The organism is Streptomyces sp. NPDC017056 (assembly GCF_044332485.1).
GTDB lineage: Bacteria > Actinomycetota > Actinomycetes > Streptomycetales > Streptomycetaceae > Streptomyces.
Map to the genome: position 1 here is coordinate 41,051 of NZ_JBIRPD010000004.1, position 26,058 is coordinate 67,108.

The following is a 26,058-nucleotide window of genomic DNA, read 5'->3' on the forward strand; positions in this document are numbered from 1 at the left end:
CCGCGGGTACGGAACGGCCGTCATGGGCAGTCGAACTCGCACCATACGCACTTTCCGGTGCCGCGCGGTTCCACACCCCACACATCCGCCAGCCGGTCGACCAGAAGCAGCCCGCGCCCCGACATCGCGGACTCGCCGGGTTCGCGGCGCCGCGGCAGCGCGCTGGAGCGGTCCGCCACCTCCAGGCGCAGCCGCCGGTCGGCGCCGCGGGGCATCCGTACCGTCACCACCGCGGCGCCGTCGGTGTGCAGCAGCGCGTTGGTGATCAGCTCGTCGGCGACCAGCTCGACCTCCTCGGCGCGGTCCTGGGCGCCCCAGGTGCGGACCGCGGCGCGGATCATGTGGCGGGCGGCGGACAGCCCCTGGGGGTCGTCGGGCGCGACGTGCTGCTGGAGGCGTCCGGCGGCCGGTTCGGGCGGCTCGCCGCCGCGCCGCAGGATCAGCATCGCCATGTCGTCCTCGCCGGACCGCTCGGCTGCCAGGTCGCAGAGCCGGTCGGCCAGCCGCTGGACCTCTTGAGGCCCGTCGCGCACCACCCTGGCCAGCTCCCGCACCCCGTCGTCGATGTCCACGCCCGGCTCCTCCACCAGCCCGTCGGTGTACATCACCAGGGTCTCGCCGACGGCCATGTGGACGGTGGTGACGGGGTAGTCCAGGTCGCGGAACCCGGTGGCGATGCCCAGCGGGAGGCCGCCGGTAACGGGCAGCCGGCGGCACAGGCCCTCGGCGTGCCGCAGCAGCGGGTCCACGTGCCCGGCGCGCACCAGCCGCACGGTTCCGGTGGCCAGGTCGGCGTCCGCGTACGTGCAGGTGGCGAAGCGGTCGGTGTCCAGGTCGTTGAGGAAGGCGGAGGCGCGGGCCATGACGGTGGCGGGCGCGTGCCCCTCGGCGGCGTAGGCGCGCAGCACGATCCGCAGCTGTCCCATGACGGTCGCGGCGTGGGTGTCGTGCCCCTGTACGTCGCCGATGACCGCGGCGACCCGGCCGTCGGGCAGCGGCACCACGTCGTACCAGTCGCCGCCGATGTCCCGGCCGATGCGGGCGGCGCGGTAGCGGACGGCGATCTGGGCGCCGGGGATGCCCGGGATGCGCCGGGGCAGCATGGCCTGCTGGAGGCCCTCGGCGAGGTCGTGCTCCTGGTCGTAGAGCATGGCGCGGGCCAGGCTCTGCGCGACGCTGGAGCCGAGGGCGAGCAGCAGGTTGCGCTCCTGTACGCCGAACGGGTTCTCCGAGCGGTAGAAGAGCCCCACCACGCCGATCGGCCGGGCCTGCGCGATGAGCGGCAGGTAGGCGGCGGAGCCGAAGTTCATCCGTTCGAGGTGCGGCCAGAGCGCGGGGTAGCGCTCGGCGAACTCGGCGCGGGAGCGGATGAAGCAGGGTTGCAGGGTGCGGACCACCTCGGTCATCGGGAACTCGTCCTCGATGCGGAGGATCTCGTGCTGCGGTACGAAGGTGCCGGCCAGCCCTTCGTGGACCACCCGGACGCGGCCCGCCTCCACCAGGCCGACGATGATGTTCTGCGCGCCCAGCCGGCTCAGGGCCTGGTCGTCGCCGAGCACGTCGATGACGTCGCGGACGGTCCTGGCGTGGGCCAGGGCGGCGGTGGTCCGCTCCACGATGCCGGTGTTGCGCAGCCTGCGCGCGTGCGCCTCGGCCCGCTCCGCCGCCTGCGCGTACTCCTGGCTCGCGTCGCGGACGATCCCGATGATGCGGCGCGGTGTGCCGCTCGCGTCGCGGCGGATGCTGGCCTGGGTGTGGGTCCAGCGCACCGTGCCGTCCCGCAGCCGGATGCGGAAGTAGGCGCCGTAGGAGTCGCTGCCGTCCTTCAGGGCCTGCGAGACGACGGCGTCCAGGCGTGCCCCCTCCTCCGGCGGCACGCGGCAGGACAGGGTCGCCGGGCGGGAGTCGTACTCCTCCGGCAGCAGGTCGAAGACCTCAAGAGCGGAGCCGTCCATGTGCATACGGCCGCTGTCGAGGTCCCAGTCGAAGCCGCCCATGCCGTTGAGGGCCAGCGTCAGGTCCGGGTGGGCGGGCCAGTCGTCCGGCACCGACACGGCCGGCAGCTTCGCGCCCCGGTCAGCCATGCCGCCACTTTGCCACATTCGTCCGGTAAGCGGGTGGTTCGCAGACCCGGCAGCAACCGACCGCACCCTCCCTGACTTGCTCATCAGTCAGTGCGCAATTCCACGCCACAACCCCTTCATATCAAGCCTTCATGGCGCCTACCGCAGGGAGTTCGTTGCGATGATCTCAACGCGCTGTTACGGTTCCCGGCCATGGACGAAGACCCCGGAACCCGGGTCGCCGACGACGCGGGCGACATCACCGGCCGCGTCAAGAAAGTGGTCGAGAGCCTCGGGTGCAGCCGCCGCGAGTTCGCCCGGCGGATCGTGATGGACCCCTCCAAGCTGTCCAGGTCGCTGGGTGGCACCCGGCGGTTCACCCTCGCCGAGATCGTGCGCGTCGCGGACATCGGCGGCGTGGACGTGGCGTGGCTGCTCGGCTCCCGGGGCACACCGCCGGCGCGCGGCCGGGAGCCGGCCGCGGTGCCCGAGGGCGGCCGGCCGCTCCAGATCGTCCGGGAGACCGTCCGGCTGATCGCCGAGCACGGCTTCCACGCCGTCCGGGTCGCCGACATCGCCGCCGCCTGCGGCACCAGCACGGCCGCCGTGCACTACCACTTCCCCGGCCGCGACGAACTGCTGGAAGCGGCCGTGCGCTGGTGCATGGACGAGGACACCGCCCGGCGCGCGGCGGGCCTGGCGGACGCCCAGGACGCGCACGCCGAACTGCTGCATCTCATCGCGCTTCAGACGCCGCGCACCGGGCAGCAGCGGCGGCAGTGGCTGGTCTGGCTCGACCTGTGGGCCCAGGCCGCCCGCTCCACCGCCGTCGGACGGCTGCACGAGCACTACTACCGGCAGTGGCGGACCACCGTCGCCGACGTCGTGCGCCGGGGCGTCGAGCAGGGCGTCTTCCGGGCGGTGGACCCGGAGTTCACGGCGCTGCGGCTGACCGCGCTCATCGACGGCCTGGCCACCCAGGTGCTCGCCACCGCGCCCGACAGCACCGGCCCCGACAGCATGCACGCGGCCCTGCTCGCCTTCGTCGACACCGAACTGTCCCCCACCCGTGCGTAGCCCCCGCACTCCTCCGCGCCGAACCAAGGAACCGTTGTGAACAACGAAGTCGTCATCACCTGCGCGCTCACCGGCGCGGGCGACACCGTGCGCCGCTCCCCGCACGTGCCCGTCACCCCCGAGCAGATAGCCGCGTCCGCCGTGGAGGCGGCCTCGGCCGGTGCCGCCGTCGTCCACATCCACGTACGCGACCCGGAGACCGGCGCGCCGTCCCGCGACCCGCGCCTGTACGCCGAGGTCGTCGAGCGCATCAAGGAGACCGGCACCGACGTCGTCATCAACCTGACCGCCGGGATGGGCGGCGACCTCGTCGTCGACCCGGACGAACCGCTGCGGTACCTGCCCGGCACCGACCTCGTCGGCGGCCTGGAACGGCTGCCGCACGTCGAGGAGCTGCTGCCCGACATCTGCACCCTGGACTGCGGCTCCCTCAACTTCGGCGACGGCTCCAGCCTCTACGTCTCCACGCCCGACATGCTGCGCGCGGGCGCCCGGCGCATCCAGGAGCTGGGCGTACGGCCCGAGCTGGAGATCTTCGACACCGGTCAGCTGTGGTTCGCCAAGCAACTGCTGGCCGAAGGGCTGCTCGACGACCCGACCGTCTTCCAGCTGTGCATGGGCGTTCCGTGGGGCGCGCCGGCCGACCCGGGCGTGCTCCAGTCGATGGTCGCGATGCTCCCGGAGGGCGCCGAGTGGGCCGGCTTCGCGCTCGGCCGGATGCAGATGCCGTGGGTCGCGCAGTCCATCCTCCTCGGCGGGAACGTCCGGGTGGGCCTGGAGGACAACCTGTACCTGAGCAAGGGCGTACAGGCCACCAACGGCCAGCTGGTCGAACGGGCCGTGCAGATCACGGAGTTGCTGGGCGCGACGGTCGCCACCCCGGACCGGGCCCGCGCGCGCCTCGGCCTGAAGCCGCGCGCCTGAACCCCCTTCCGGTCCCCCGCCACGCCCGACCCCAGGAGTTCCCCATGCCTCCCGTTCCTCCCCCTTCCGTACGCCGCGTGGCGTGCATCGGCGCCGGCGTCATAGGCGGCGGCTGGGTCGCCCACTTCCTCGCCCGCGGCTACGACGTCACCGCCTGGGACCCGGCGCCGGACGCCGAGGACAAGCTGCGCCGCCTGGTCGACGCCGCCTGGCCCGCGCTGGAGCAGCTCGGCCTCGCCGAGGGCGCCTCCCCCGACCGCCTCACCGTCGCGTTCACGCTCGCCGAGGCCGTCGCGGACGCCGACTTCGTCCAGGAGAGCGCCCCCGAGGAGCTGGACCTCAAGCGCGATCTGCTCGCCCGGCTGGACGCCGCGACGCCGCCCGGCGTCGTCATCGCCTCCTCCACCTCCGGCTACCCGATGACCGACATGCAGACGGCGGCCGCCACGCCGGGCCGCCTGGTCGTCGGCCACCCGTTCAACCCGCCGTACCTCATCCCGCTGGTGGAGGTGGTGGGCGGCGAGCGGACCGACCGCGAGGCGGTGGAGTGGGCGGGCGAGTTCTACGGCGTGGCGGGCAAGTCCGTCATCACCATGGACCGCGAGCTGCCCGGCTTCATCGCCAACCGCCTCCAGGAGGCCCTGTGGCGCGAGGCGCTGCACATGGTCGCCAACGGCGAGGCCACCGTCGCGGACATCGACGCCTCGATCACCGAGGGCCCCGGGCTGCGCTGGGCGTTCATGGGCCCGATCCTGACGTTCGCGCTGGCCGGCGGCGAGGGCGGCATGGCGCACATGCTCGACCACTTCGGCCCGTCGCTGAAGTCGCCCTGGACCCGGCTGGAGGCGCCCGAGCTGGACCGGGCGCTGCGCGACGCGGTGGTCGACGGCTGCGCGGAAGCGGCCGGGGGCCGTACGTACGCGCAGCTCGTCGCCGAGCGCGACCAGGGCGTCATCAACGTCCTGCGCGCGACCGGGCGCCTGGACGGGCCCGCCGGGTGACCGCGCGCCTGCCCCTGTTGCGCCGGACGGTCCGGGACGACTGGATCGACTACAACGGCCACCTCTCCGAGGCGTACTACGTGCTGGTCTTCGGCTTCGCCACGGACGCCCTCATGGACGCGACCGGACTCGACGCGGCCTACCGCGCGCGCAGCGGCCACTCGCTCTACACGGTCGAGGCGCACGTCCGCTACCTCGCGGAGGTGCCGCGCGGCGCCGAACTGCTCGTACGCACCACGGTGCTGGGCGTGGGCCCGCGCAAGGTGCGGTTCGTCCACGAGATGTACGCCGGCGAGCCGTCCGGCGACCCGGTGGCCACCGAGGAGATCTTCGCCCTCCACGTCCGCCAGGGCGGGGGACGTGCGGCGCCGCTGCCGGAGGACACCTGCCGGCGGCTGTCGGCGCTGGTCCGGCCCGCGCCGGAGTGGGCGGGCCGGGGCATCGGGGAGGTGTAGCCGGGCGGCCGTCAGCGGTGGCGGCGTACGGCGATGACGTTGTCGTCGAGCGTCGCGTGCTCGCCGGCGGGGCCGGTCGCCTCGCGCTGCCGCAGCTCGGCGGCCTCGACGGTCCACTCCGCCGCATTCAGGGCGAGCCCGGCGAGCGTCCCGGCCGCGGTCGGCATCTCCGCCCCGGGCGGTGCCTGGCCCCAGGGCGGTACGGAGGCGTGCTCGACGATCAGCAGCAGGCCCCCGGGGGCGACGGCCTCGGCGGCCTGCCGCAGCACCTGCTGCCGGGGGAAGTCGATCGGCGACTGGAGGAACTGGGCGGAGACCAGGTCGAAGCGGCCGGCCGGGAACGACACGCCCAGGTCGTGCTGTTCGGTACGGACCAGGGAGGCCAGCCCCGCGTCGGCCGCGTCCGCCCTGACCAGCTCCAACGCGGTGGGCGCCACGTCCACGGCGGTCACCTGCCAGCCGCGCCGGGCCAGCCACAGCGCGTCGCCGCCGGGCCCGCAGCCCAGGTCGAGGGCGGTGCCTGCGGGGAGGCCGGCGACCATGCCCGCCAGCACGGTGTTGGGCCGCCCGCGGCCGTGCTGCCTGCCGCCGCGGTACCGCTCCTCCCAGAACTGCTCGGTGTCGGGCGCCGGTTGCGCCGGGCGCTCCGGGTGCTCCGGGTGCTCCGGGTGAGAGTGCTGCGGCGCGGCGGGTGCGTTCCGTTCGGGTGTCGTCATGTGCCCACAGTGCGGCGGCTCCGGGCGAAGGCGGAAATAAATTTGCCGAAAGCGCAAGAAGGCGTTCGCCCGCGGCCGGTGCGACGCTGGAAGGGCCGCGCCGTCCCGGCGCGCCCCCGAGAGAGGAACGCCATGTCCGTACCAGGCCACCGCATCACCGTCGAGCAGGGCACCGACCACGTCCGCGTGGTCCACGACGGCCAGGTCGTCGCCGACAGCCGCCGCCCCCTCCTGCTGCACGAGACCGGCTATCCGGTGCGCTACTACCTGCCGCCCGAGGACGTGCGGACCGATCTGCTGGTCCCGTCCGACACCAGCACGCACTGCCCGTTCAAGGGAGACGCCTCCTACTGGTCACTTTCCGGTGGTCCGCAGGACATCGCGTGGGCCTACCCTGCGCCGAAGCCCGCGGTCGCGCAGATCAAGGATCATCTGTGCTTCTACGAGGCCGAGTTGGCGGAGTGACCCGGCACGGGGTCGGGTAGGAAAGTTTCCTAACTATTCTCCGTCGGATTCATTGACGCGTACATGAGCCGTCGTCAAGATTCCTCCGTACGGCACCCCCGCCGACCGAGGAGACGGACATGACGCCCACCCCCCGCGCCCCGAAGTCCCGCACCTTCCTGACCAACCCCCGCACCGGCATACCCACCGCCGCGGGCGCGGTCCTCGCGCTCGTCGGCGGTGCGGTGCTGTGGTCGCCCGCCGGCCGCGCGGACGCCGCGCCGGAACCGGCGGGGGCACGGGCCGGCGGCTTCACCGCGGTGGCCGCAGGGGACATCGCCGAGCAGTGCACCGCGAGCAGCAGCAGCTGCGTGCACCCGAAGACCGCGGCCCAGGTCAAGAAGATCAACCCGGCCTTCGTGCTGACCATGGGCGACAACCAGTACGACGACGCCCGGCTCAAGGACTTCCAGAAGTACTACGACACCTCCTGGGGCGCCTTCAAGGCGAAGACCCACCCGGTGGCCGGCAACCACGAGACGTACGACCCGGCCGGCAAACTGGCCGGCTACAAGTCCTACTTCGGCTCCGTCGCCTACCCCAAGGGCAAGAGCTACTACAGCTTCGACCAGGGCAACTGGCACTTCGTCGCGCTGGACTCCAACAGCCTGGACTCCGCGCAGACCAAGTGGCTCAAAGACGACCTCGCCGCCAACTCCAAGAAGTGCGTGGCCGCCTACTGGCACCACCCGCTGTTCTCCTCCGGCGAGCACGGCAACCAGCCGGTCGGCCGCTCGGCGTGGAAGCTGCTCTACGACGCCAAGGCGGAGCTGGTCCTGAACGGGCACGACCACCACTACGAGCGCTTCGCGCCGCAGGACCCGGACGGCAAGGCCGACCCGAACGGCCTCGTCGAGCTGCTCGCCGGGATGGGCGGCGCCAACCCGTACAAGATCGAGGAGGTCCAGCCGAACAGCGAGAAGCGGCTGACGAAGACCTTCGGCGTGGTCAAGCTCAACTTCACCGACGACGGGTTCTCCTGGGACCTGGTCGGCACGGACGGGTCGACGAAGGACAGCAGCCCGTCCTACAAGTGCCACTGACCGGCCCGGGACCCGCCCCTCATGTACCTCGCCACCACCGGCGCGGCCGCCGCCACCACACAGCTGACGCGCGGCCGCGTCGCCGGACCGGTCCTCGCGCTCGGCACGGTCAGCCTGGTCACCGACATCTCCTCCGAGATGGTCACCGCGGTGCTGCCGCTCTACTTCGTCCTGCAACTGGGCCTGTCACCCTTGCAATTCGGCTTCCTCGACGGGCTGTACAACGGCGTCACCGCGCTCGTGCGGCTGCTGGGCGGGCACGTCGCGGACCGCGGCGGACGGCACAAGCTGGTGGCCGGCGCCGGGTACGCGCTGTCCGCGCTGTCCCGGCTGGGCCTGCTGCTCGCGGGCGGCGGCACGGCCGGGATCGGCGCGGCCATCGCCGCCGACCGCATCGGCAAGGGCGTACGGACCGCCCCGCGCGACGCGCTCATCTCGCTCAGCAGCCCGCCGGACACGCTGGGCCGGGCGTTCGGCGTGCACCGCGCGATGGACACCACGGGCGCGCTGCTCGGCCCGCTGGCCGCGTTCGCCCTGCTGTGGGCGACAGCGGACGCCTACGACGCGGTGTTCGTCGTCAGCTTCTGCGTCGGGCTGCTCGGCGTTCTGCTGCTGGTCGCGTTCGTACCGGGACGCGCCGCCCTGGGTCCGGTGGCCGCGCCCGCCGCCGGGCCGCGGGTCCCGCTGCGCAGCAGGATCACCGAGCCGCTGCGCGACGCCGCCTTCCGGCGCATCATGCTGGCCGCCGCCCTGCTGGGCGCGGCCACCATCGGCGACTCGTTCGTCTACCTGCTGCTCCAGAAGCAACTGGACTTCGCGGTGCGCTGGTTCCCGCTGCTGCCGCTCGGCACCGCCGCGGTCTACCTGCTGCTCGCGGTGCCCGCCGGGCGGCTCGGCGACCGCATCGGGCGCCGGGTCCCCTTCCTCCTCGGGCACGTGGCCCTGCTCGCCGCCTACGTATTGCTGCTCACCGTCGGCGACGGCACCGCCCTGATGGCCGGGGTACTCCTGCTGGTCGGTGTCTTCTACGCGGCCACCGACGGCGTACTCATGGCACTGGCGGGCCCGGTGCTGCCGGCCGCGCGGCGGGCGAGCGGCATGGCGCTGCTCCAGACGGGCCAGGCACTGAGCCGGCTGCTCGCCGCCGCGGGGTTCGGCGCCGCCTGGACCCTGTGGGGCAGCGGGCCCGCGCTGGCCGCCGCGGCCGTCGTCCTCGCGGCCGCCCTCGCGGGCGCCGCCGCACTGCTCCCCCGTACGGAAAGGCGGTCGTGACCGGCATGGCAGGTTCACCGGAGGCAGGGCAGGGTACGGGCGCCGCCGGGCTCCCGATGCGCGTCAGGATCATCGCCGTCGCGGTCGCCACCGCCGTGCTCGCCACGGTCGCCGTGGTCTACACGGTCACGGCGGTGCAGCGCACCGAGGCGGCCGACGCCCCCTCGGCGTTCGGCCTGGACCACGGCCGGCTGTACTTCCGCAGTATGCGGGAGGGCGCCGGGGCAGGACGCGTCGCACGCCTGGCCGCCGCCCCCGGCCCGGAGACGGCGGGCATGCGGGCGGCTGCCGCGCCGGGGCCCGACCGCCGCGCCACCGGCGGCCCCGCCTGCGAGCGCTTCTACGCGGCCGGCGGCACCGCCCTGTGCCTCCAGCGCCGCCCCGGCATCCCCCCGGCCGCGTACGCCGTCGTCCTGGACGGGCGGCTGCGCGAGAAGCGCCGGATCGCCCTGACCGGCATCCCCAACCGGGCGCGGGTCTCCGCCTCGGGCCGGATGCTGTCCTGGACGATGTTCGCCACCGGCGACTCCTACGCCACCTCGTCCTTCTCCACCCGTACGTCCATCCTCGACACCCGCACCGGCTACCTGGTCAAGAACATGGAGGACATCCCCCTGACCCTCGGCGGCCGCCGCTACCACTCCCCCGACGTCAACTACTGGGGCGTCGGCTTCGCCCGCGACGACAACCGCTTCTACGCCACGGTCTCCACCAAGGGCCGGACGTACCTGGTCGAGGGCGACCTGCGCGCCTGGACGGCCCGCACCCTGCGCGAGAACGTGGAGTGCCCGTCCCTGTCGCCCGACAACACCCGGCTGGCCTTCAAGAAGCGGGTACGCGACGGGGCACGCGACCCGTGGCGGCTGTACGTGCTCGACCTGCGCACGATGCGCGAACACCCGGTCGCGGAGGAACGCAGCGTGGACGACCAGGCGGCCTGGCTGGACGACCACACGCTCGCTTACGCGCTGCCGGGCAGCGGCGGCAAGGGCAGCGACATCTGGACCGTACCGGCGGACGGCGGCGGCACCCCGGCCCTGCGGGTGGCCGAGGCGTCCTCGCCGGCGATGGTGCGGTGACGGCACGGACCGCCCGCCGCTACGCCGGGGGCCGGGCCTCGCCGGTGCGCAGGCGGGGCGCGTTCCCGGCCGCCTCGACCGGCCCCTCCCGCCGGCCGAGCCCGTCCGCCAGCGCCCCCGCCCACGCGGTCAGCCCGGGGATGTCGATGCCGTACGGCACGGTGTGCGCGTACGGGGCGATGGCGCCGGCACCCCGGCGCAGCAGCGCGGCGCCGCCCTTGGCGTTGCACCGGGCGGCGTGGGTGAGGCCGACGGCCAGTTGGGCGAGACCGCGCCAGAGCTGCCGTTCGGACTCGGGGGCCGTCTTCCAGGCGTCCTCCAGGACTTCGTGGGCGTGAAAGGGCATGCCGCGGTCCAGGAGGTCCTGGGCCTCGGCGAGCGTCTGGCGGGGGCTGCGCTCGATGCCCTCGGGCTGGCGGGCCACGCCCGGGGCGCCGTAGGGCAGCGGGCGCCCCAGGCCGTCCCGCGGGCGGGCGTTGCGGGCCCGGCCCTCGGGGTCGCGGTCACGGGCGGACCCGGCCCGGGCCGCCGTTCCGGCGCCGCAGTGTTCGCAGCCCGGTTCCGCCGGGCGGTCCGTGATCCGGCCGCACTCCTGGCACACCCGGTCCAGCCAGCAGGCCGGGTCGCCGCCCTCGTCGTGTGGTGTCGCGTTCACGGTTCGATTGTGCAGCGCGCGGCGGGACGGCGGGCGGCCGGGGCGGCGGCGTCCGGAGCGATCACCCCGGACGAGTCCGTCATATGGCCGGATTCCGATGGTCCCCGGCACCTGCCGCGTACCGCCCCCTCAGCGGCCGCCCCCGGGCGCCTGCCGCCCCCGTACGTACATGCGCCAGCCGAAGACCGCCCCCGCCGCCAGGGCCACGGCGAAGCCGCCGGCCACCGCCCACAAGGTGGTCTCCGACCACCGTCCGGGCTGCCGGGAGACCTGGGCCGCGACCGGCCGTGCCCCGGCGGTGCGGCCGCCTTCCCCGTCGGCCGTCGGGCCCGCGGCCCGGCCGCCCGGTGCCGCGGCCCCGGCACCGGCACCGGCCACGAGGGAGCCGACCGGGCGGGTCCTGCCGACGGCGCCGAATCCCCAGTCCAGCAGCGAAGCCGCCTCGTTGTAGACGGCGTTGGACGCGCCGGACTGCGGGTTCAGCACGGTGACCAGCAGCCTGCGGCCGCCCCGTTCGGCCGCGGCGACCAGGGTGTTGCCGGCGTTGCTGGTGTAGCCGTTCTTGACCCCGAGGATGCCGGAGTAGCGCCGCATCCCGTTCGCCCCCGTCAGCATCCGGTTGGTGTTGCGGATGCCGAAGGCGGGGCTGCCCCTGCTGGGGAACCGCGCCGACGCGGTGGCGCAGTACTTGGCGAAGTCCGCGTTGGCCAGACCCGTACGGCCGAACACGCTCAGGTCGTACGCCGAGGACAGCTGGCCGGGGCTGTCGTACCCGTCCGGGGACTTCACCGTGGTGTCCCTGGCGCCCAGCTGCCGCGCCTTGGCCTGCATCTCCCCGGCCGTGGCCGTCCAGCCGCCGTTCATCGAGGCGAGCACCCGCACCGCGTCGTTGCCGGAGCGCAGGAACACCCCGTGCCACAGGTCGGCGACCCGGTAGCTCCGGTTCTCCTGGATGCCGACGAGACTGCTGCCGGGGCCGATGCCCGCCAGCTCCTTCGGGGTGACCTTGTGCACCGCCTGCGCGCGGAACTTCGGCAGCACGGTGACCGCGAACAGGGTCTTGAGGGTGCTGGCCGGCGCGAGCCGCTGGTGCGCGTTCTTGGCCGCCAGCACGTCCCCGGTACGGAGGTCGGTCACCGTCCAGGCGCGGGCCGACACCCCGGCGGGCAGCGCGGGCGCCCCGGCGCCCGCCAGCTCGGCTCCCGTGCGGTCCTGCAGCCGGTCGGCGGCCGGCCCTCGCACCGCTGCCGCCCGCCGTCCTTGCGCCACCCCATCGGCCCGGTCCGCCGACGGTATGGACGTGAGCGTCAGCCCGGCGGCGGCGACCACGGCCAGCACACCGGCTTTCCGGGACAAAAGCGTGTCAAGTGCCATGCCTTCACGCTAGGAAGCACGCATCCGGCCCGCAGAGGGGCCTACGCCAGACGGCCGAAGGGGCGCGGAGCGCCGGGGCGAAGCGCCCGTCGGCGCCGGGCGCCCGGGGGCGGAGCCGGGGCCGCCAGGGGCGGGGCGCGCACAGGGAGGTGCCCGGCGGCACTTCCGCCCGGACGCACGAGGACCCGCCCGGTGCGACGGGGGATGCACACCGGGCGGGCCTCACGACCTTTCTACCGCATGCAGGAACGGTTATGCCTCAAAAATTTGTTCGTCCCGCAACTACCAGGCGACGGGGAGCGAGATCAAGCCACCTGGGCGCGGCGACCGGCGGCGGTGCGGTCCGGCCGCCGCCGGTCGTGCCGCAGACCGGTAAAACGCCTGATGAGAGCGGCCAGCGCGAGTTCCGCCCGCATCCGCCCCGGCGCCGCGCCCCGGCAGTGGTGGGTGCCGTGCCCGAACGCGGGATGCCCCGTGGCGTCACGGCCGGGATCCAGCGTGTCCGGAGCGTCGAACCGGCGCGGGCCGCGGCCGGCCGAGGCAAGGGAGAGCAGCACACTCTCCCCCGCCGGCACCCGTACGCCGCCGATCTCCACGCCCTCGGGCGGGAACCGGCGGGTGGCCGGCAGGGCCGGTCCGGCCTGGCGCGCGAACTCCGTCAAGGCCGCCGAGAGTTCGGCTGGATCGGCACGCAACGCTCTGAGGCGTGCGGGGTGATCGAGCAGGGCGAGCACGGAGTTGCCCATGAGGTGCATGGTGTTCTCATAGCCCGCGAACAGGAGGAGGAACGCGAGCGAGGTGAGTCCACCCTCCGTGAGCCGCTCCCCGTTCAGTGCCGTTGCGCAGCGCTGCGCTGGCGCAGTTCGGTCAGTACGGTGTCGGTCAGCGGCGAGTGGTAGACGTCGGCGACCCGCGCCAAGTGCTCGTATTCGGCGGCCGGTTCGGCCGTCAGCCGCTCCGCGATCGCGCCGCCCGGACCGCCGGACCGGCCCGGGGGCCCGGCCGCCGGGCGCTCCCCCTCCGCCATCACCACCACGCAGTCCGCGCCGAGGACGGGCACGAGCCCGATCGCCCGGTTCTCCAGCCCGCGCCGCAGCGCCGCTGCCTCCGCGACGGCCGCCAGCTGCCGTTCGTCCGCCACGACCGCGCGACCGCGCTCCCGCGCGATGTCGATGGTGTCCGACTCCACGTACCGCCCGATGCCGCGCTGGACGTCCCGGATCTCCGCCATCTGCCGGTCGGCCCGCCACTGGAGGCCGGCGAACGGCCGGTGCGCGCGCCGCGCCGCCACCTCGGGGGCCTGCGCGGTGACGTCCTTCCACAGCGGGTGCAGGCGGCGCAGCCGGCGCCAGGCGGTCGCCCTCGGCCCCGCGGCCGGCAGCGCGAACCCGGCCAGCACCAGGACCGCGCCGGCCGACGCGCTCAGCGGGGCCACCCCGTTGGAGAGCCACGGCGCCTCGTGGCCGGCCCAGGAGAGCGCGAAGCCGGCCAGCTTGCAGGCGCAGTACACCAGGCCGAGCCAGCAGCCGGCGGCCAGCACCCGCAGTCCGCGCGCGAGCCAGGAAGGGCCGAGTCTGGACGCGTACCGCGGGCAGAGCACGCCCAGGCCCGCGAGGCCGGCGCCGAAGATGGCCAGATACAGCACCAGGAACGTCATCACGCCCGGCGAGCCGGTGTAGGCCGTGCTGAAGTCCCTGGGGTGTTCCACGGCGTCGGGCCGCCCGACGGCGAAGCCGGTCACCGCCGCCGCCCAGACCGCCGCCACGGCCGCCATCACCTTACGGGACCGCAGCCGGGCCCTGGCGCGGCCCTCAGCGCCCGTACCGCCGTGCCAGCGCAGCAGCAGGACGAACGCCCCGGTCGCGAACACGACCAGCGAGGAGTACAGGAAGACCATCGCGAGGTTCGGCACGCCGGTCAGCCGGTCGAACCACCGGTAGACGCCGGGCGCCGAGAAGAGGAACACCGTCGCGATGCCCGCGGCCATCACACAGGTCAGCCCCAGGTCCGTATTGCCGCGGTCGCGCAGCCAGTCGCGGATCTTGAAGGCGACGACCGTCCAGGCCACCGCGCCGAGGCACAGATACACCACGTCAAACACTCGATCCCCCGTCCGAGTCCACCGATGTACGTCTGGCGCTTGGGGGAGGTCCCGAGGCCGTGGCAGATCCGGTACGCGTCGCCGGTGCGGGCCGTCAGGCCGCAGGCCGCGCCACCCGGGCGCGCCGGCACGGTCCGTACGGGACGCCCGGCCGGCAGCTCACAGCGGCTTCGCGCACGCCGGGCCCACGTGCCCGCGCGCAGCCGGTGCCACCGCTTCGTGCGCACGCTCCGCGCCCCGTTCCCGGTCCGCGCGCCCCCCATCAGCATCCGCCCCCCGGCTTCGCTCCCCCGGGTTCCGGCCGCCCGCGCCCCGCACGCAGTTGTGACCGCCGAAACCGCAGTCCGATCCTGTCACGCGAGAAATATCGCGCACCAGTCCACTTACGGACAGTGAGAATCGCGGTACCGGCGCCGTCACGACGCCGCCGGAGCGGCTCAGTCCGCACCGTCCGGCTCCCCCACCGCGTCGAGCGCCTCCGTGAGCCAGGCGATCCAGAAGGTCTCCAACCCCATGCCGCCGCGCAGTACGAGGTGCCGCAGCCGGTCGGGGCCGGTGTCGCGCTCCGGCGGGAAGTCGCGCCGCTCGATCACCTCGTACTCCGCCAACTGCTCGCGGTGCAGGGCGAGATGGCGCTCCAGCTCGTCCCGCAGGCCGCCGGAGCCGACCACCGCTGCGGCACGCATGCGCAGCAGCAGCGGGTCGCGGACGGGCCGGGGGTCCCCGGGCCCGGCCACCCAGGCGGTCAGCTCGTCCCGGCCCGCCGGCAGCACCGCGTACTCCTTGCGCTGCCCCCGGGTCGGCCCCTCGGAAGGCAGCGCCCGGATGTGCCCGCCCTTTTCCAGCTTCCCCAGTTCACGGTAGATCTGCTGGTGCGTGGCGGACCAGAAGTAGCCGATCGACCGGTCGAAGCGCCGGGCCAGCTCCAGGCCGGAGGACGGCTTTTCGAGCAGGGCGGTGAGGATCGCGTGCGGGAGGGACATGGCCGCATCCTACGTACGCGCCCTCACAGGGCCGCGGCCAGTTCGGTGCCCTGGAGAATGGCGCGTTTGGCGTCCAGCTCGGCCGCGACGTCGGCTCCGCCGACGAGGTGGACGGTGTGCCCTGCGGCCCGCAGCTCCTCGTACAGCTCGCGGCGCGGCTCCTGCCCCGCGCAGACGACGACCGTGTCCACGGGGAGCACCGAGGCGGCCCCGTCGACGGTGATGTGCAGGCCGTCGTCGTCGATCCGGTCGTACGTCACGCCGGCGAGCATGGTGACGCCGCGGTGCCGCAGTTCGGTACGGTGGATCCAGCCGGTGGTCTTGCCCAGCCCGGCGCCGACCTTGGAGGTCTTGCGCTGGAGGAGGTGCACCTCGCGCGGCGGCGCGGGGCGTTCGGGGGCCCGCAGCCCGCCCGCTTCCCGGTGCCCGGTGTCGACGCCCCAGCTCCGGAAGTACGCCTGCGGGTCCTGGCTCACCGCCTCGCCGGAGTCGGTGAGGAACCCGGCCACGTCGAAGCCGATGCCGCCCGCGCCGATGACGGCCACCCGCCTGCCGGCCTCGGCGTCCCCGCGCAGCACGTCCAGGTAGCCGACGACGCTCGGGTGCCCGGCGCCCTCGATGTCCACGGCGCGCGGGGTGACGCCGGTGGCGACGACGATCTCGTCGTACGGCTCCATGGCGTCCGGTGCGCCGCCGGCGCCGTCCCGGGCGAAGGTACGCGCGGTGACCGGCGTGTTCAGCCGCAGCTCGACGCCCTTGAGGCCGAGCTGCACGCGGAAGTACCGCAGGGTCTCGTGGAACTCCTCCTTGCCGGGGACCCGCTTGGCGACGTTGAGCTGCCCGCCGATCTCGCCGGCGGCGTCGAAGAGGGTCACCGCGTGCCCGCGCTCGGCCGCCGTCACCGCGAACGCCAGCCCCGCCGGGCCCGCGCCGACGACGGCGAACCGCTTGCGCCGCCGCACCGGCTCCAGCACCAGTTCGGTCTCGTGGCAGGCCCGCGGGTTGACCAGGCACGAGGTGATCCGGCCGCTGAAGGTGTGGTCCAGGCACGCCTGGTTGCAGCCGATGCAGGTGTTGATCGTCTCGGGCCGTCCGGCGCGCGCCTTGGCCACCAGGTCCGGGTCGGCGAGGAAGGGCCGGGCCATCGAGACCAGGTCCGCGTACCCGTCGGCGAGCAACTGCTCGGCTTTGTCGGGGGTGTTGATGCGGTTGGTGGCCACCAGGGGGATCGACACCGCGCCCATGACCTGCCGGGTCACCCAGGCGTACGCGCCGCGCGGCACCGAGGCGGCGATGGTCGGCACCCGGGCCTCGTGCCAGCCGATGCCGGTGTTGATGATCGTGGCGCCGGCCGCCTCGACCGCCCGGGCGAGGACGCGCACCTCCTCCGGCGTGGAGCCGCCCGGCACCAGGTCGAGCATCGACAGCCGGTAGACGAGGACGAAGTCCTCGCCGACGCGCTCGCGGACCCGGCGGACGATCTCGACGGGGAAGCGGATGCGGTTCTCGTAGGAGCCGCCCCAGCGGTCGGTGCGGTGGTTGGTGGCGGCGGCGACGAACTCGTTGACCAGGTAGCCCTCCGACCCCATGATCTCCACACCGTCGTACCCCGCCTGCCGGGCCAGCCCGGCCGCCCGCACGAAGTCCTCGACGGTCTGCTCGACCTCGTCGTCGGTCAGCGCGTGCGGCACGTACGGGGAGATCGGGGCCTGGAGGGCGCTCGGCGCCACCAGCCCGGCGTGGTGCGCGTACCGGCCGAAGTGCAGGATCTGCAAGGCGATCCGCCCGCCCTCGCGGTGCACGGCGTCGGTCACGACGCGGTGCCGCTCCGCCTCGGCCTCGGTGGTCAGCGCGGCGCCGCCCTCCCAGGGCCGGCCGGCGTCGTTGGGGGCGATGCCGCCGGTGACGATCAGGCCGGCGCCGCCGCGCGCCCGCGCCGCGTAGAAGGCCGCCATCCGCTCGAAGCCGTTCGCCGCCTCTTCGAGGCCCACGTGCATCGATCCCATGATCACGCGGTTGGGGAGGGTCACGAAGCCCAGGTCGAGCGGGCTCAGCAGGTGCGGATACGGACTCATGCGACGGCTCCTCGCGGTGTCGGCCTCGCCCGTCCCTACGGCAGGCGCCCGGGACGCACCGCGCCGGGCGCCCCGCCCGGCATTATGCAACTTGTTGCACAACGGAGAACAGGGAACCGCGACGTTGCCTGCGCCACACCGGATCCACCGCAACACGACGAAGGCCGCCCCCGCATCCCTGCGAGAACGGCCTACGACCTGCGAAAACGCTGGTCGGGACGACAGGATTTGAACCTGCGACCCCTTGACCCCCAGTCAAGTGCGCTACCAAGCTGCGCCACGTCCCGATGCCCGTCCGGCCCGGGGTTTCCCCCCGGCTGACCGCGCATGAGAACAATACCGCATGTCAGGGGGTGTCCACCGCCAGGTTTCGGCGAGGCGTTCCCCGGCGGCCGCGGTCCGGCCGACGCCGGCGGGTGCGGGGCGGATGAGTATCCGTACTCATGCGCCCCCGCCGGGGCGGCGGCACGCTACGCGCATGACCACTCCATCGATACAGCGGCCGACGACCACCGCCTTCTTCGTGCAGTCCGCGATCTCCTTCGGGCTCTCCCTGGCCGCGCTGATGGCCGGGATCGTCAAGCTGCCCGTGGGCGCCTGGGAGCGCGGGTTCCTCGCGCTCGGTCTGGTCTTCGTGGTCTCGTCGGCGTTCACGCTGGCCAAGTGCGTACGGGACCGGCAGGAGGTCGAGGAGGTCACCAACCGCGTGGACAAGGCCAGGATCGACAAGCTCCTCATCGAGCAGGACGTCTTCAAGCCGGGTCAGGTGTGACGCCCGGCGTCTCGACACCGACCGATTCGGGGCGGTCGCCCAGCAGATAGCGGGCGCCCGCCCCTTTCGACGCCGCGGCGTCGCCCGGGTTGTAGAGCCCGCACTTGCGCAGGCTCAGGCACCCGCAGCCGACGCATCCGGCCAACTGGCGGCGCAGCTGCTGGAGTTCGGCGATCTGCCGGTCGATGCGGCGGGTCCAGGTGCGGGCCACCCGGTTCCACTCGGAGGCGTTGGGCGCACGCTCCTTCGGCAGCTTGGCCAGGGCGGCGCTGGTCTCCTCCAGGGAGAGGCCGACCACCTGGGCCGCCCGGATGAAGGCGATCCGGCGCAGGGTGGCACGGGTGAAGCGGCGCTGCCCGCCGCCGGTGCGTTCGGAGTGGATCAGGCCCAGCTCCTCGTAGTAGCGCAGCGCGGAGGCGGCCAGTCCGCTGCGGCCGGCGAGTTCCCCGATCGGGAGGCGGTCGTGAGCTGATGTCATGCCGGCAGGTTAGCGCTTGACCTCAAGGGCACTTGAAGTTGCAGGCTCTCTTCCATGACGAACACGACCACGAACGTGACGCTCCAGGACCGGCCTGCCGGCGCGCCCGGCTTCGCCGAACTCCCCGGCCTGATGAGCCTGATGACGGGCGACGAGAAGCACGGCCCCGCCGCCACCTCCACCCTTGACGCCCTCTGGGTGCTCTACGACCGGGTGCTGCGGGTCTCCCCCGAGACCGCCGAGGACCCGGCCCGGGACCGCTTCCTCCTCTCCAAGGGGCACGGCCCGATGGCCTACTACGCGGTGCTCGCCGCCAAGGGCTTCTTCCCCGCCGCGTGGCTGCCGGGCTTCGGCTCGTACGACTCGCCGCTCGGCCACCACCCGGACCGGGTGCTCGTGCCCGGCGCGGAGATCGGCAGTGGTTCGCTGGGGCACGGCCTGCCGCTGGCCGTCGGTACGGCCCTGGGCCTGCACGCGCAGGGGCTCACCGACCCGGCGGTGTGGGTGCTGGTCGGCGACGCGGAGCTGGACGAGGGCAGCAACCACGAGGCCATCGCGTACGCGGGCGCCGCCGGCCTGTCCCGGCTGCACACGCTGGTCGTCGACAACTCCTCCGCGACCCACGGCTGGCGTGGCGGCATCGCCTCCCGCTTCGAGGCCGCCGGCTGGTCCGCCGCGACCGTGGACGGGCGCGACCACGAGGCGCTGTACGCGGCGTTCACCGCGCCCCACCCGGGCCGGCCGCACGCGGTGGTCGCCCGCGTGGAGCCGAAGGAGTACGCGGGCGAGCCGAAGCCGAAGCCGCGCGGAGACGCGGCGTGAGCGCCGGCTTCCCGGCACCGGGCGCGCGCACGGCACCCGACCCTTACACCCACTCCGCCAACCTGTGAAGGGATGCACCCTGATGGACACCATGCGTGAACGTTTCGCCTCGGTCACCGGCCAGCTGCTCGACGAGGACCCGCGGCTGGCGGTCGTGCTCGCCGACATCGGCGCGGACGGCTTCCGGACCGCACAAGAACGCCACCCCCGGCGGGTGGTGAACGTCGGCATCAGAGAACAGCTCCTCGTCGGCGTGGGCGGCGGCCTCGCCCTCACCGGGCTGCGGCCCGTCATGCACACCTTCGCCAGCTTCCTGGTGGAGCGCCCCTTCGAGCAGCTGAAGCTGGACTTCGGGCACCAGGACACCGGCGGAGTGCTGGTCAGCGCCGCCGGATCGTACGACTGGCCGGCCGGCGGGTTCACCCACATGGCGCCGGGCGACATCGCCCTGCTGGACAGCCTGGACGGCTGGACCATGCACGTACCGGGCCACCCCGACGAGGCCGAGACGCTGCTGCGCCACGCCGCCGCGGCCGGTGACGACAAGGTCTACGTACGGCTGTCCGTCCAGAGCAACGAGGCGCCGCGCCCCGTGGACGGAGCCCGGTTCCTGACGCTGCGCGAGGGCCGCGGCGGTGTCGTGGTGGCGGTCGGTCCCATGCTGGACAACGTGCTCGCCGCCACCGAGGGCCTGGACGTGACCGTGCTGTACGCGACGACCGTACGGCCCTTCGACGGCGCGGCACTGCGCGCCGCGGTGGCGGGGGCCGCGGCGGCCGACGTGGTGCTCGTCGAGCCGTACCACGAGGGCACCTCGACCCGGCACGCCAACGACGCGCTCGGCGACGTGCCGCACCGCGTCCTGGGCCTCGGCGTCGGGCGCCGGGAACTGCGCCGCTATGGGCAGCTTGAGGAACACCTCGCAGGCCAGGGCCTGGACCCGCGGTCGCTCCGCGAGCGGATCACCGGCTTTCTCACCCGGTGACGGCGGTGACGGTGGCGCCGACGGCTCGCTCCCCGGAGCCGTCGGCGCCCGCACGGAAGGTGGCACGGTACGTCTGCGGAGTCACCCCGACGACGCGCTTGAACCGCTCCCTGAACGCGGTCGGCGAACCGAAACCGGCCTGCGCGGCGATCCGCTCGACGCCGTGGCCGGTGGTCTCCAGCAGGAACTGCGCCCGCCGCACCCGGGCCCGCAGCAGCCACTGCAACGGCGTGGTGCCCGTCTGCTCCCGGAAGCGGCGGCTGAAAGTCCGCTCGCTCAGGCCGCAGCGCGCGGCCAGCTCCGCGAGGGTCACCTCCTGCGCGAGGTTGTCCTCGATCCACGACAGCACCGGCTCCAGCAGCGACCCCCGGGGCACCGGCGGCAGGGCGTGCACGATGAACTGCGCCTGCCCGCCCTCCCGTTCCAGCGGCGTCACCGCCAGCCGGGCCGAGTCCGCGGCGACCGCCGAGCCGAAGTCCCGCCGGACGACGTGCAGGCACAGGTCCAGCGCGGCGGAGGCGCCCGCCGAGGTCAGGATCTGACCGTTGTCCACGTACAGCACGTCCGGCCGCACGTCGACCAGCGGGTACAGCTCGGCCAGCCGGCCGGCCGCGATCCAGTGCGTGGTCGCCCGCAGCCCGTCCAGCAGGCCGGCCGCCGCGAGGATGAACGCTCCCGTGCAGACGGACACGATCCGGGTGCCGGCCGCCGCTGCCGCGCGCAGCTCGTCGAGCACCTCCTCGCCGGGAGGGGCGGCGTGCTCCGAACACCCCGGCACGACGACCGTGTCCGCCTCCCGCAGCGCCTCCAGGCCGTACGGGGCGGTGAGCGTGAAGGTCTCGCTGACCACCTGCGGCTGCGAAGCGCAGACCCGGACCCGGTACGGGCGGCGCCCGTCGGCCAGCCGGGCACGCCCGAACACCTCGATCGGGGTCGCCATGTCGGCCGCCACCACATGGTCCAGGGCCAGTACCGCCACCGTATGCATGGAGACACGGTAGACGAGCTACCGCCATCCGCATCCAGGCAGGTCACAGGGGTGTGGCGGGCAACTTCCCAGCCCGCACGGGTTGGCGGGAACCCGTTGGACATTGTCGGTTCAGCCCATGGGGCACGCCGTGCCCGCCGCCCTAACCTGACGCCGCAAGATCCCGAATACGCAGTACGCGGCGAAGGAGCAGCACCGATGCGCATGGAGTCCGTCCCGATCAGCGGCTACGATCCGCCGGACGTCGTCGTGCCCGAACCGGAGCACGGAGCGGACACGTGACGAAATTCCTGCTCGCCGTGCACGTCCTGGCGGCCATCGTCGCCATCGGTCCGGTGACCGTGGCAGCCAGCATGTTCCCCCCGGCGGTACGCCGCGCCCAGGCGGCCGGGCCGGACGCCGCCGCCCTGGCCTCCGTCCGGCTGCTGCACCGCATCTGCCGGGCCTACGCCGCCGTCGGACTGGCCGTCCCGGTCTTCGGCTTCGCCACCGCCGGCAGCCTCGGCGTTCTCTCCGACGCGTGGCTGATCGTCTCGATCGTGCTGACCGCCGCCGCGGCCGGCGTCCTCGCGCTGCTCGTCCTGCCCGGCCAGGAGGAGTTGCTCGCCCAGCTCGACAACAGCGGTGCCCGAACCGGTACGGGCTCCGACACCGGGCCCGGCACCGGCACTACCACCGGCACCCCGGTGGTCCCCCGCGCCGTCGCGCGGCTGGGCATGCTCACCGGCGTCTTCAACCTGCTCTGGGCCGTCGTGACCGTCCTCATGATCATCCGTCCCGGCTCCACCACGGGAGCGTGACCGTGCACCGCACCTGGACGCCCCTGCGCACCGCCGCCGCCGTCGAACTCGCCTCCCTCGTCGTGATGCTGGCCAACCTCGCCACCGCGCACCTGCCCGCCGTCTCCTCCCTCATGGGCCCGCTGCACGGCTGCGCCTACCTCTTCACCGTCGTGGCCACCGCCCGCGACCCACGGCGCACCGCCGCCGCCGTCGGCCTGGCCCTGCTGCCGGGCATCGGCGGCCTACTGGCCCTGCGACGCCTGGCGCTTCACCTCCAGTACGACGACGTTAGCCGCACCCACTGACAACGGCCCGGACCTGCGGCTTCGCACCCGCTTCGGCGGCGTCGCGGGAGAGCCGCGCGAAGCCGGTGCGGTCACCGCACAGCCGCGTCCGGGCAAGAAGCGCGCGAACCGGTCGTATTTACGGGCGTGTTCGACCGCGCCGTGGGCGGGCCCGCGCACGGCCGCTGCCGCGGTTCTTCCCCCACTTCTTCCGAAAAGCAGGAGACACGCCAGGAGGACGCACCCTCCGGGTGTTGACCCGGGACCGGCAGCCCGTGGCACGATCAAGCGGCCCGCCGCCGCCACGACCCGGGCAACCTGCCATCGCTGGAGGACCGTTGGACACCACGGAAAGACCAGAGGGCGCTTCCCGGCCCGCACTTCCCCCACGCCCATTCTCCCGCCGCAGATTCCTGCAGGGCACGGCATCCGCAGCCGCGGTGACCGGCCTGGCCGCCCTGCCGGGGCCGCTCGCCGGTACGGCACACGCGGCCGGCGCCGGCCAGCCGGCCCTCTCCTTCACCGCCGCGACGAACGGCGCCGCCACACTCTCACCGGCCGGCGGCCCCCTGGTCGCCGAGGTCCAGAACGTCCTGTGGTCCGTGCCGCGCGACGGCGGCGAGGCCCGCGCGCTGACCCCGCCCGACCTGGAGCCCACCCGGCCCGTCTTCTCGCCCGACGGCAGCCGCCTCGCCGTCTGCGCCTACCGCGGCGGCGGCTTCCACATCTGGACGCTGCGCCCCGACGGCTCCGGGCTGCGGCAGCTGACCGACGGCCCCTGGGACGACCGCGGCCCGGCCTGGTCGCCGGACGGCACCCGGATCGCCTTCGCGTCCGAGCGGGGCGGTGATCCGGTGGCGGGCAGTCCGTACCGGATCTGGGTGCTGGACGTACGGACGCGGAAGCTGACCCGTGTCACCGGGCTTCCGGGGCAGCAGGGCCCCCATCAGGGCGGCGCGTGGGAGGATTTCGACCCCACCTGGTCGCCGGACGGCGAGCGCCTGTGGTTCGTGCGCGGCGCGCTCGCGGGCACCGCCCTGGACAGCCGTACCATCGCGTCCGTACGGGCCGACGGCAGCGGCGAGGTCGTCACCGAGCGCACCGCCGCCGCCGGCACCCAGGCCCTCGTCCCGGCCCTGGCGCCCGCCGCGAAGGGCGGCGCCGCCCGGCTCGCCTACCTGCGGACCACCGAACGTCCCGGCGCCACCTGCGCCCTGGTCGTGGACGGCGCCGTGGTCCCGGTCGACGGTGACGTGCTGCCCGTACCGCCGCGCTGGATCTCGCGCGAGGAGCTGCTGCTGACCGTCGACGGCCGGTTCACGGTGCTGCGGCCCGCCGCTCCGGACGCCGCGGAGACCATCGACTTCACCGCCGAACTGCCGCTGCGGCGGCCCCGCTACGAGGTCAAGGACTACGGCTTCGAGCGCACCGGCGTCCGGCCGGTGCGCGGGGTGCACCTGCCCGCCCTCTCCCCCGACGGCCGCCGGGTGGCCTTCGCCGCGCTGAACGCGGTCTGGCTGGCCCCGGTGTCCGGCGGCAAACCCCGGCGGCTGGTCCGCGCGGACGCCACCCGCTACGTCCTCGGCCCGAGCTGGTCCCGCGACGGCCGGTCCCTGCTGTACGCCGACGACCGCGACGGGCTCTTCGCGGTCCGCCGGCACGACCTGGCGACCGGCGAGGAGACGGTGCTCGCCGCCGGGGGCCGCGTCCAGCCGGCCCTGTCCCCGGACGGCGGGCGGCTCGCCGCGATCGACATGTCGGGCAACCTCGTCGTACGCGACCTGGCCGCGGGCACGGAGACGGTGGCCGCGGCGCCGCTGGGCGCGGGCGGCGTACCGGGGCGCCCGAGCTGGTCGCCGGACGGTCGCTACCTGGCGTTCTGCGACCGCAACCGGCTCAACCGCCGCTTCCGCGAGGGCTACAACCTCATCCGGGTCGTCGACACGCACACCGGCAAGGACCGGCTGCACGCCCCGGACCCCGGGCACGGCCTCACGTCGATTGCCGACCGCTACGACTCGGGCCCCGTCTGGTCGCCGGACGGCCGGTGGATGGCGCTGATCGCCGAATCCGCGCTGTGGGTGCTGCCGGTACGGCCGGACGGCACCCCCGACGGCGCGCCGCGCCGGCTGACCGACGAGAGCGCCGACCACCCGTCCTGGTCCGGCGACTCCCGCACCCTGCTCTATCTCTCGGCCGGCCGCCTGCGGCTGACCGGCGTGGACGGCGGCCCGGCCCGTACGGTCCGGGTCGCGCTCGACCACCGCGGCACCCGGGCCCCGGACACGGTCGTCCACGCGGGCCGTTTCTGGGACGGCACCGGCGACGAGGTACGCGAGGACGTCGACGTGGTGGTGCGCAACGGCCGGATCGCCGCCGTCGAGCCGCACGCCCGCGCTTCGGGCCGCCGTGCCGCCCGCCGCGTCGACGCCTCCGCGCGCACGGTGATCCCCGGGCTGTGGGACTCGCACACCCACCCCTGGCAGACGACGTACGGCGGCCGGCAGACCGCGCTCCAGCTCGCCTACGGCATCACCACCGCCGTCTCTTTCGGCGGCTTCTCCTACGAGCAGGCCCGCATCCGGGAATCCATCGCCGCCGGCACCCTCGCCGGGCCGCGGCTGCTGTCCTGCGGCGAGCTGCTGGACGGCAGCCGCGTCGCGTACAGCATGGGCCGCGCCCACGGCACGCGCGAGGGCCTGCGCCGGTCGCTGGAGCGGGGCGCCGCGCTGGACTGGGACTTCGTCAAGACGTACGTACGGGCCCCGGGCTGGATCATGGAAGAGGCCGCGCGCTTCGCACACCAGCGGCTGGGGGTGCGGTCCGGCAGCCACCTGCTGACGCCCGGCGTACAGCTCGGCCAGGACCTGACCACCCACCTGCAGGCGACGCAGCGCCTGGAGTTCGGCCACGCCGTCTCCGCCACCGGCCGCGCCTACCAGGACGTGGAAGAGGTCTATACCGGTACGGACTTCCACCTCGTCGCCACGCCCTTCACCGCCTCCGTACTGCTGGGCGCCGACCCCGGCCTCGCCGACGACGACCGGGTGACCGTCCTGATGCCGCCGTGGGACGCCGCGCTGACGCGGGAGAACGCGGGCCACCGGCCCACTCCCGCGCAGCTGGGCGACCTACGGACCGAAATCGGCGTCTACCGGCGGGTGCTGAGCGGCGGCGGCCTCGTCGCCCTGGGCACGGACCAGCCGCTGACGCCGATCGGGCTGCACCTGCACCTGGCGCTGCGCGCCCTGCACCGCTACGGGTTCACCGCGGCGCAGGCCCTGCGGACCGCCACCGCCCTCCCCGCCCGCGTCTTCGGCGCCGACCGGGACCTCGGCACGCTGGAGGAAGGCAAGCTGGCCGACCTGGTGATCGTGGACGGCGACCCGTTCACCGACTTCGACTCCCTCGTCCGTACGGCCGCGGTGCTCAGGGGCGGGCGGCTGTACGAGCAGCGGGACCTGGTGGCGGCCTTCCCCGCGCCGGCGGCCCGCGCGGCCACGGCCGGTGCGGGCGACGTGGACTGGCTGGAGGTGGGGCGGCAGCACCGGCGCGACTCCTGCTGCGGACCGGCGGACTGAGCACCGGGGCGGGAGGGCGGCGCGGCCCGGCGCCCTCCCGCGCG

Annotated in this window: 24 protein-coding genes and 1 tRNA gene; 14 read left to right on the forward strand and 11 right to left on the reverse strand. The window is 74.2% G+C overall.

Features of this window, described 5'->3' with window-relative positions:
- Positions 1-20: 20 nt before the first annotated feature.
- Positions 21-2,084 (reverse strand): SpoIIE family protein phosphatase, encoded by a 2,064-nt coding sequence (locus ACH4OW_RS08650; protein WP_398026076.1) that lies wholly within the window; start codon positions 2,082-2,084, stop codon positions 21-23.
- A gap of 192 nt (positions 2,085-2,276) precedes the next feature.
- Between ACH4OW_RS08650 and ACH4OW_RS08655 the strand changes: the two genes are divergently transcribed.
- From ACH4OW_RS08655 to ACH4OW_RS08670, 4 genes are read left to right on the forward strand one after another with little or no spacing between them, the layout of a single operon-like run.
- Positions 2,277-3,140, forward strand: a complete 864-nt coding sequence (locus ACH4OW_RS08655) for a TetR family transcriptional regulator C-terminal domain-containing protein (RefSeq protein ID WP_398026078.1) — start codon at positions 2,277-2,279, stop codon at positions 3,138-3,140.
- Between the two features lie 36 nt (positions 3,141-3,176).
- Positions 3,177-4,064, forward strand: a complete 888-nt coding sequence (locus tag ACH4OW_RS08660; protein ID WP_398026080.1) for a 3-keto-5-aminohexanoate cleavage protein — start codon at positions 3,177-3,179, stop codon at positions 4,062-4,064.
- Between the two features lie 44 nt (positions 4,065-4,108).
- Positions 4,109-5,065, forward strand: coding sequence for a 3-hydroxyacyl-CoA dehydrogenase NAD-binding domain-containing protein (locus ACH4OW_RS08665; RefSeq protein ID WP_398026082.1), 957 nt, complete (start codon positions 4,109-4,111; stop codon positions 5,063-5,065).
- Complete coding sequence (locus tag ACH4OW_RS08670) at positions 5,062-5,520, forward strand: thioesterase family protein (RefSeq protein ID WP_398026084.1); 459 nt, start codon at positions 5,062-5,064, stop codon at positions 5,518-5,520. The genes ACH4OW_RS08665 and ACH4OW_RS08670 overlap by 4 nt, the downstream gene beginning before the upstream one ends.
- An 11-nt stretch (positions 5,521-5,531) precedes the next feature.
- Here the strand turns inward: ACH4OW_RS08670 and ACH4OW_RS08675 are convergent, their stop codons facing one another.
- Positions 5,532-6,236: a class I SAM-dependent methyltransferase gene (locus ACH4OW_RS08675; protein WP_398026086.1), complete on the reverse strand. Its 705-nt coding sequence runs from the start codon at positions 6,234-6,236 to the stop codon at positions 5,532-5,534.
- A 132-nt stretch (positions 6,237-6,368) separates the two neighbouring features.
- Between ACH4OW_RS08675 and ACH4OW_RS08680 the strand changes: the two genes are divergently transcribed.
- The 4 genes from ACH4OW_RS08680 to ACH4OW_RS08695 all read left to right on the forward strand — a co-directional run bounded on the left by ACH4OW_RS08680 (position 6,369) and on the right by ACH4OW_RS08695 (position 10,134).
- Positions 6,369-6,701, forward strand: coding sequence for a DUF427 domain-containing protein (locus tag ACH4OW_RS08680; protein ID WP_360130571.1), 333 nt, complete (start codon positions 6,369-6,371; stop codon positions 6,699-6,701).
- Positions 6,702-6,820: 119 nt separating this feature from the next.
- Positions 6,821-7,783, forward strand: a complete 963-nt coding sequence (locus ACH4OW_RS08685) for a metallophosphoesterase family protein (protein ID WP_398026088.1) — start codon at positions 6,821-6,823, stop codon at positions 7,781-7,783.
- Positions 7,784-7,804: 21 nt separating this feature from the next.
- The gene (locus tag ACH4OW_RS08690) at positions 7,805-9,055 is read left to right on the forward strand and encodes an MFS transporter (RefSeq protein ID WP_360130577.1); all 1,251 of its coding nucleotides are present in this window, start codon (positions 7,805-7,807) and stop codon (positions 9,053-9,055) included.
- 5 nt (positions 9,056-9,060) lie between these two features.
- On the forward strand, positions 9,061-10,134 hold the full coding sequence (locus ACH4OW_RS08695; protein ID WP_398026090.1) for a hypothetical protein: 1,074 nt from the start codon (positions 9,061-9,063) through the stop codon (positions 10,132-10,134).
- 19 nt (positions 10,135-10,153) lie between these two features.
- On the opposite strand, the gene ACH4OW_RS08700 is transcribed toward ACH4OW_RS08695, so the two are convergent.
- From ACH4OW_RS08700 to ACH4OW_RS08730, 7 genes are all read right to left on the reverse strand, one after another.
- On the reverse strand, positions 10,154-10,714 hold the full coding sequence (locus tag ACH4OW_RS08700; protein WP_398026627.1) for a DUF309 domain-containing protein: 561 nt from the start codon (positions 10,712-10,714) through the stop codon (positions 10,154-10,156).
- Between the two features lie 204 nt (positions 10,715-10,918).
- On the reverse strand, positions 10,919-12,163 hold the full coding sequence (locus ACH4OW_RS08705) for a D-alanyl-D-alanine carboxypeptidase family protein (protein ID WP_398026092.1): 1,245 nt from the start codon (positions 12,161-12,163) through the stop codon (positions 10,919-10,921).
- Between the two features lie 305 nt (positions 12,164-12,468).
- Positions 12,469-13,092, reverse strand: coding sequence for a cytochrome P450 (locus tag ACH4OW_RS08710; RefSeq protein ID WP_398026629.1), 624 nt, complete (start codon positions 13,090-13,092; stop codon positions 12,469-12,471).
- Positions 12,993-14,264, reverse strand: coding sequence for an MAB_1171c family putative transporter (locus ACH4OW_RS08715; protein WP_398026094.1), 1,272 nt, complete (start codon positions 14,262-14,264; stop codon positions 12,993-12,995). The genes ACH4OW_RS08710 and ACH4OW_RS08715 overlap by 100 nt, the downstream gene beginning before the upstream one ends.
- Before the next feature lie 437 nt (positions 14,265-14,701).
- On the reverse strand, positions 14,702-15,247 hold the full coding sequence (locus tag ACH4OW_RS08720) for a PadR family transcriptional regulator (protein ID WP_398026095.1): 546 nt from the start codon (positions 15,245-15,247) through the stop codon (positions 14,702-14,704).
- 23 nt (positions 15,248-15,270) lie between these two features.
- Complete coding sequence (locus tag ACH4OW_RS08725) at positions 15,271-17,322, reverse strand: FAD-dependent oxidoreductase (RefSeq protein ID WP_398026097.1); 2,052 nt, start codon at positions 17,320-17,322, stop codon at positions 15,271-15,273.
- A 210-nt stretch (positions 17,323-17,532) separates the two neighbouring features.
- Positions 17,533-17,609, reverse strand: a tRNA-Pro gene (locus ACH4OW_RS08730).
- A 191-nt stretch (positions 17,610-17,800) separates the two neighbouring features.
- On the opposite strand from ACH4OW_RS08730, the gene ACH4OW_RS08735 reads away from it, so the two are divergent.
- On the forward strand, positions 17,801-18,094 hold the full coding sequence (locus ACH4OW_RS08735) for a YiaA/YiaB family inner membrane protein (RefSeq protein ID WP_360140568.1): 294 nt from the start codon (positions 17,801-17,803) through the stop codon (positions 18,092-18,094).
- On the opposite strand, the gene soxR is transcribed toward ACH4OW_RS08735, so the two are convergent.
- Positions 18,075-18,572, reverse strand: a complete 498-nt coding sequence (gene soxR / locus ACH4OW_RS08740; protein WP_360140571.1) for a redox-sensitive transcriptional activator SoxR — start codon at positions 18,570-18,572, stop codon at positions 18,075-18,077. The two genes, ACH4OW_RS08735 and soxR, sit on opposite strands and share 20 nt — an antisense overlap.
- 54 nt (positions 18,573-18,626) lie before the next feature.
- Between soxR and ACH4OW_RS08745 the strand changes: the two genes are divergently transcribed.
- Both ACH4OW_RS08745 and ACH4OW_RS08750 read left to right on the forward strand, forming a co-directional pair.
- Positions 18,627-19,394, forward strand: coding sequence for a transketolase (locus ACH4OW_RS08745; RefSeq protein WP_360140574.1), 768 nt, complete (start codon positions 18,627-18,629; stop codon positions 19,392-19,394).
- An 82-nt stretch (positions 19,395-19,476) separates the two neighbouring features.
- The gene (locus ACH4OW_RS08750) at positions 19,477-20,379 is read left to right on the forward strand and encodes a transketolase (RefSeq protein WP_360140577.1); all 903 of its coding nucleotides are present in this window, start codon (positions 19,477-19,479) and stop codon (positions 20,377-20,379) included.
- Here the strand turns inward: ACH4OW_RS08750 and ACH4OW_RS08755 are convergent.
- Positions 20,369-21,367 (reverse strand): GlxA family transcriptional regulator, encoded by a 999-nt coding sequence (locus ACH4OW_RS08755; protein WP_398026100.1) that lies wholly within the window; start codon positions 21,365-21,367, stop codon positions 20,369-20,371. The genes ACH4OW_RS08750 and ACH4OW_RS08755 overlap by 11 nt on opposite strands.
- Positions 21,368-21,645: 278 nt before the next feature.
- Between ACH4OW_RS08755 and ACH4OW_RS08760 the strand changes: the two genes are divergently transcribed.
- The 3 genes from ACH4OW_RS08760 (at position 21,646) to ACH4OW_RS08770 (ending at position 26,014) form a co-directional block, all read left to right on the forward strand.
- A complete protein-coding gene (locus tag ACH4OW_RS08760; protein WP_398026102.1) occupies positions 21,646-22,167 on the forward strand; it encodes a hypothetical protein in 522 nt (173 codons plus the stop codon).
- On the forward strand, positions 22,164-22,454 hold the full coding sequence (locus ACH4OW_RS08765) for a DUF3817 domain-containing protein (RefSeq protein ID WP_398026104.1): 291 nt from the start codon (positions 22,164-22,166) through the stop codon (positions 22,452-22,454). Before ACH4OW_RS08760 ends, ACH4OW_RS08765 begins: the two co-directional genes overlap by 4 nt.
- Before the next feature lie 317 nt (positions 22,455-22,771).
- The gene (locus ACH4OW_RS08770) at positions 22,772-26,014 is read left to right on the forward strand and encodes an amidohydrolase family protein (RefSeq protein ID WP_398026106.1); all 3,243 of its coding nucleotides are present in this window, start codon (positions 22,772-22,774) and stop codon (positions 26,012-26,014) included.
- Positions 26,015-26,058 lie beyond the last annotated feature (44 nt).